This window comes from Halohasta sp. A2 (assembly GCF_056175805.1).
Genome location: NZ_JAQFWV010000118.1, coordinates 1 through 6,064 on the forward strand (window position 1 = coordinate 1; position 6,064 = coordinate 6,064).

A 6,064-nucleotide genomic window follows, 5' to 3' on the forward strand; every position below is an offset into this window, starting at 1 on the left:
CGATAAAATTAAACGTCACGAGTAAATCCTTACGCCGTATAGTATTTTCAGCTAGATAAATTTACCGTAATGAACGCTCAAGAGCTACAGAATCTGACGTTTCTGTCGGTGTTTCTTGGACAGGCTCAATAGATATCTAATTTGTGGGAAACGATAGCAAGACATACGGAAACCTAAGATTAAGTATCCGTAACTACTTTCGCAAATCGATTGTAACCGGGACTGCGATTGTTCTTCCCGTTCTTGTAACTACAATCATATTTCTATTTATTGTCAACTTTATTTCACAGCTACTGAATCCATTTGTCGTCCCGATTCAGATGGGGCCAGGGAATACGTCTCCACTCGTCTCAAAACTGATAGCCATTGTCGTGCTGTTCGGCATCATCATTATCGTAGGCGCGTTCACCGAATCTCGCGTCGGTGGCGACCGACTGAAACGGAGCTTGGACACCACCATGGCACAGATTCCTGGTATTCGATCCATCTACAGCCCGCTAGACCAGATCAGCACGATGTTGCTCGAAGGGGATACCCAGAATTTCGAGGACGTACTCCTCGTGGAGTATCCGAAAGAGGGGTGCTATTCGATAGCATTCCAGACGTCACGTCCCCCAGAGATGATTGAACGGGTAACCGAAGAGGACGATATGCTCACAGTCTTCCTGCCGATGGGGCCAAATCCATTTATGGGAGGGTTCATTCTCCATCTGTCCGAGGACGAGGTCTACCGACTTGACCTCTCCGTCGAGGAGGGAATTTCGTCGATTGTCTCCTTCGGCGTCGCGGTCGAGATCGACGATCATCCACCAGATGTCCCCGTCGACCTGGACAAAATAAAAAAGACGGCTGATAACGGGATGTAAAATCGGGTATCCAGAGCCTCCGTCATTTCGAATGTGACCGGGCGATAATAAGTGGTTCCACGCTCTGTATCTTGTACGCCAATTTCGGATAAGAACAACCCGATACGTTACAGTACGCCCCTATTTTGATCGATCTGATTCCATCGAATCTGGAGATAATTCTGTGCGAGATACGCGCTGTGTATTCAGCAGCCGATTCCTGCTAAATCTCATAGGAGTTGAAAAGGTATATGCAAGACTCATTTTCTATATTTCGCACACTATTTCAGCAGGTCGCTAATCCGCCGCATTGGAACTTCTGAAGATCGGCCTACCGATCTGCGGTTGTCGTTACCGTTCTTGATCGGTTGGCCGGATGAGCATCTCATTAACGCTGACATGCTGCGGTTGGGTCACGGTGTACGCAATCGCACGAGCGATATCCTCACTCTGGAGCGGTGTTATCGAGTCAAGAAAGCCGTCTTCAATTTGTGTTTTGATTTCTTCGTCAGGGATGTGTTCCGGGAGTTCAGTTTCGACTGCACCGGGTTCAATAATCGTCGTTCGAACACCCCCAGTAGTAACCTCCTGACGGAGCGCTTCAGTGAACGCGTTAACACCGAACTTCGTCGCATTGTACCCTGAACTGTTGGCGTTCGCCTTCCGACCGGCCGTCGACGAAACATTGACAATATGACCACCGCCTTGCTCCTGCATCACTGGGAGTACAGCGTGAGTGAGATTCATCAATCCCAGCAAATTCACTTCGACCATCTGCCGGAAATTCTCACGGTCAGCTCGCTCAACAGGTTCTAGCAACATCACACCAGCGTTGTTCACGAGTACGTCGATCGAACCGAACTCTTCAAGAGTCGCTTCGACGAGCGCGTCAATGTCGTCTTCATCTGTGACATCAGTCGGAACAGCAAGCGCATCACCACCTGCGGATTCGATGTGATCAGCAAGCACTTCAAGTTCATTCTCCCGGCGGGCAGCGAGAACCACACTCGCCCCCCGCGAAGCGAGGGATTCGGCCGTCGCCTCCCCAATCCCGGACGACGCGCCAGTCACAATCGCTACGTCTCCATCCAGTTCAGAACCAAACTCTGCTGACATCACTTCCTACAACACCACCAACGACAATAAATGCGATGCTAGCCTGAATGAAAATTTACTACGTGCATGAACCGAACGCAAGACTTCACGCGTCGTTCGAATTCGCACCTCACTACTGCGCAAGTATCTCTAAACAGGTCGATGAGCCACGTGTCGCAGAGACGAGTTGGCACTCAACGCAGCCGAGGAGGTCCAACAACAACGATTGAAAAACACCCAACTCGTCTGCGAGACCTTTCGCCGTCACGTGCTGACGATACGCCTCCTATTCAGCAGTACTCACAAGATCTCGTTAGTTCTTGTCAGTAGTGAGGTGCGAGATACAGAGGATGTATTTTGCATGCGTTTGCCGGGTCTATTCAGAAGTTGGTAAAAACCGATGCTCTACTTAGAGGCTGAGGTACTAAATATCGGCCAAAGCTTTTTTTAGTTCTAATCAAAACAGCCTATCCCGAGAATGATGGTTGCCTCTCCCAAACCATCTGTAGCCCCCATTCTCGGCATTTCGACTCCCACAACACCTGTATTCGCAGTCTTTCACCCTCATCGTTTTGCGTGATCAGATGGTCGCTGAAGAAAGATCTGCCTGTCGGAGAATCATTCATTCTGTGTCAAGACTCTATTTTCGTTTTTTATGCACTGTGGTCAGATTTTTATAAGTAAATCGGAATTTTGACTACTTGACACCGGATCAATACAAAACGGAATGAGAGGGGCCAATGCCCCCACATTGCCCTCCTCGGTAGAGATATTACATCGTAGGGTGCCCCCGTACCTCTACCAATCAAGCGTTCCATGTCAAATATAAAAGCAATTACGATTAAATATGATTAATCACGCATATGCTGTAATCACGCATATGCTAATTTCTTACTTGGACACATTATATGAGGATGATAATTCAGGTGTACTTCTAATGATTCAGTTCAGATTTTATCGCACTATTTGCGCCCTGTATTCAGCAGTCGATTCCTACCACATCTCAGAGTGGTTGTAGACGTATGTGCAAGACTCAGCCTCTAAGTAGAGCATTGAGTCACGTAACCACCTTCTTCACAATTCGATCAACACCAAAGTCAGTCGAGATCGATCCCAGCCTCTCGGAGTTTGTCGGCTTCCCACTGTTGACGCTCTTCGATGAGTTCTATACCCAGTGGCGTGAGTGTGTACAGATTTGTCCGACCGTCTTTTTTCTCCTTGCTGAGCAGCCCCTCCTCAAGGAGGTCGTTAAGATTGGGGTAGAGGCGTCCATGATTCACCTCAGTCGAAGAATACTCTGCCAGCTCAGAACCGATTTCCAAGCCAGATGGCTCGTTGAGTGCGGCGACACAATATAACAGATCCCGCTGAAAACCAGTTAGTTCGTGCATTGGTTGTATTTCTAATTTAGTTGAGGTAAATAATGCACGGAACTCAGTGAAAGCACACCATCACACGTAGACACTGAACCACTCCGGAGCCCCCGTATACTCTGCCCAACACCGCTTGTGACACGCTTCGCCACGGGCGTTTGGAATCGCCCGATTGAGATCGACCATCTCCCCGTAGAGATCGCACTCGGCGCGGTGCCCCATCTGCCGGGTCTTGACATCAAGATCCTTCACCTCGATGTAGAGCTCGTGGAGCGAACGGGGCGTCAGCCGGATGAGAACTTTCTCTCGGTCATCTGGATCTCGTTTCTCCGGGCAGTACGTCAGTATCCAATCTTGCCCCTCCTCGCCGTCGCCTCCAGGACCCAACGAGATTGTCTGGGCAAGTTCGTCGGGGACATAGTGCCGTTGTCCCTGGACCGGGGGTAATGACCCGAAGGACGGGGGTTCTCCGGGTCGATGTCGTTGTCGTCAGTCATACTCGGATGATGTGATCGTACACTTGCTCAGTAGTCTGGATGCTTCGGTGTCGCAGTCGGTTCCGCACATCGTACAGTGTGTTACCCTCCTCGGCGTTCATCATCCGATAGGCGACACTATGGCGGAGTGCATGAGGCGTCACGTCACCCGACTCGCCACGGGTGCCGTTGAGGAGGTACGGCTCGACGCCCGCCTCCTCGGCGACCTTCGAGATCACATCCCGAACGCCCTGCGTAGTGATCCGGTCGCTTGACCGTGAGGGGAACAGCGCGGGCGATTCTTTCCAGCGGCTGTTGAGATACGACGACAGCAACCGTGCCACATCTGAGGCGAGCTCAAGGGTGGCCGGTGCTGGCTCGTTATCGTTCGGGTAGTCCTTCTGGATCTCTGTCGGCAGATACAGAGCGCTGTTGCCTGCGACCAATTCGCCAACTCGGAGACCAGTGTCGTACATGAGCGCGATTATAGCCTCGTTGCGCTGCTGGAGGTAGTCGGCACCAGTTGAGTAACACGCTGAACGGAGATCGTCGACCTGGTCGGGAGTGAGCCACACTTTTGCACGAACTTTGGAATCTATATTTTGAGCCATTTGAGCGAACGCTCTTTATATACGAACCATCCGCTATAGCCACTTAACTTTGGAGTTTAATAAGGGAGTCCAAAGATCGGCTGAACCGTGGGTCAACCAGTGAAACAACAGAAAGTCTGCTGACATTGCTACCAGCTGGCGTGCAAGATATAGAGGGTAAGCGCAGCATCAGCCGGTGTATCTGGAATGTCTAATTCGAAATTCCAAGCGGACGTTCTCGTGTGTATATACTCCGATAATTGTTAAGGAGAATATACGTACCCCATGACTTGATAACAATTCTATGCAACTTACTATCTATGGGAGTTACAGGGATGAAAGAGGAGCCGAGGATCGTTCTCCAGCCTAACGGGAGTATCTGCTATCTAAACCAGGCTGCACGATCCCTTTTCAGAACTGATCCAGATCACTCGATAGTTGGCAGCTCAATCTGTGAGTACATTTCGTCCACATATCAGACAGCGTTACTCAAACAGTTTGAACGTATCGAGAGCGGAGATGCAGCAGCAATGGGGCTGACGGTGAAAATGAGTCCCACAAGCGACGATTCTCATAAATTTATCGCGCTGACTACACCCGTTGAGTGGAACGGAAATGAACAAATTCAGCTTCTACTGTTTGACACTGGTGGAGTATTGCCGACCGGTCTTTCCGCACAGACGATGGATGAATCGCCAATTGGAATTACTATCGGTGATGCCACGCTTGATGACGAGCCGCTCGTCTTTGTTAACGACGGATTCTGCGAACTGACCGGGTATGAGCGTGAAGAGATTCTCGGACAAAACTGTCGATTTCTACAGGGCGAAGAGACAAATGACGCTACTGTCGCAGAGATTCGGCATGCAATCGATGCCGAAGAGTCGATTACCACTGAACTTCGCAACTATCGGAAGGACGGCACGATGTTTTGGAACCGACTCACTATCACGCCTATCGAGGACGAAACAGGGACTGCCACGCATTTCCTTGGGTTTCAAGAGGATATCTCCGAACGTAAACTCTCCGAAGAGAAAAAAGCACTTTTCGAGATGCAGGCTGATTCGACTGAGCAGGCTGTTTTCATCACTGACGCAGACGGAACGATTGAGTACGTTAACCCCGCATTCGAGGTGACGACCGGCTACTCAGCCGAAGAAGCTATTGGGGAAACCCCACGGCTTTTGAAATCAGATCTACAGGGTGAGGCGTTCTATCGGGATTTGTGGAAGACGATCACCGCCGGTGAAGTCTGGGAAGCAGAACTGACGAATCGACGTAAAACCGGTGAATTGTACCAAATCTCTCAGAGGATCGTTCCAGTGACCGATCCTGATGGAACCATTACTCACTTCGTGGCCATCGAAGAGGACATAACAGACGCCCAGTTCATCGATCAAGTACTGTACGTAATGGATCGCGTATTGCGGCACAACGTTCGCAACTCCGTGACGGTGATAAATGGATATGCTGATCTGCTTGAATCCGAGTTAGATACTGAAGAACATAAGACGGCTGTGCAAGTGATTCGGGAACACGCCAACAAGCTGGGGAAGCTAGAGGGTGTCATACAATTCATCTCATACCACAAGCTTCGTCCGCCCTGGATTTTCACCCTGTTCGTAGTTCGTGATTGCAACTATTACTCGGAGACACAGTCCAAGGAATGCTTGTACCCGAGCATG

General features: G+C 50.0%; 4 protein-coding genes and 3 pseudogenes. 2 read left to right on the forward strand and 5 right to left on the reverse strand.

The window, feature by feature from the left end; genetic code table 11:
• Positions 1-320: 320 nt before the first annotated feature.
• On the forward strand, positions 321-866 hold the full coding sequence (locus O2S87_RS17795) for a DUF502 domain-containing protein (protein WP_475410088.1): 546 nt from the start codon (positions 321-323) through the stop codon (positions 864-866).
• Positions 867-1,196: 330 nt separating this feature from the next.
• On the opposite strand, the gene O2S87_RS17800 is transcribed toward O2S87_RS17795, so the two are convergent.
• The 4 genes and pseudogenes from O2S87_RS17800 to O2S87_RS17815 form a co-directional block, all read right to left on the reverse strand.
• Positions 1,197-1,961 (reverse strand): SDR family NAD(P)-dependent oxidoreductase, encoded by a 765-nt coding sequence (locus tag O2S87_RS17800; protein ID WP_475410089.1) that lies wholly within the window; start codon positions 1,959-1,961, stop codon positions 1,197-1,199.
• 1,076 nt (positions 1,962-3,037) lie between these two features.
• Positions 3,038-3,331, reverse strand: a complete 294-nt coding sequence (locus O2S87_RS17805; protein ID WP_475410090.1) for a helix-turn-helix transcriptional regulator — start codon at positions 3,329-3,331, stop codon at positions 3,038-3,040.
• Between the two features lie 60 nt (positions 3,332-3,391).
• Positions 3,392-3,810 (reverse strand): annotated as a pseudogene (locus O2S87_RS17810) (DUF8161 domain-containing protein).
• Positions 3,807-4,400, reverse strand: coding sequence for a tyrosine-type recombinase/integrase (locus O2S87_RS17815; RefSeq protein WP_475410091.1), 594 nt, complete (start codon positions 4,398-4,400; stop codon positions 3,807-3,809). Before O2S87_RS17815 ends, O2S87_RS17810 begins: the two are co-directional and overlap by 4 nt.
• 662 nt (positions 4,401-5,062) lie before the next feature.
• On the opposite strand from O2S87_RS17815, the pseudogene O2S87_RS17820 reads away from it, so the two are divergent.
• A pseudogene (locus O2S87_RS17820) lies at positions 5,063-5,755 on the forward strand (PAS domain-containing protein); the annotation flags it as partial.
• A 204-nt stretch (positions 5,756-5,959) separates the two neighbouring features.
• Here the strand turns inward: O2S87_RS17820 and O2S87_RS17825 are convergent.
• Positions 5,960-6,064 (reverse strand): annotated as a pseudogene (locus tag O2S87_RS17825) (IS5/IS1182 family transposase); the annotation flags it as partial.

Excerpts from the sequence above, each read along its gene's own strand:
- O2S87_RS17815 (WP_475410091.1), bottom strand. The coding sequence starts at position 4,400 with ATGGCTCAAAATATAGATTCCAAAGTTCGTGCAAAAGTGTGGCTCACT.
- O2S87_RS17795 (WP_475410088.1), top strand. The coding sequence starts at position 321 with ATGGGGCCAGGGAATACGTCTCCACTCGTCTCAAAACTGATAGCCATT.
- O2S87_RS17800 (WP_475410089.1), bottom strand. The coding sequence starts at position 1,961 with ATGTCAGCAGAGTTTGGTTCTGAACTGGATGGAGACGTAGCGATTGTG.
- O2S87_RS17805 (WP_475410090.1), bottom strand. The coding sequence starts at position 3,331 with ATGCACGAACTAACTGGTTTTCAGCGGGATCTGTTATATTGTGTCGCC.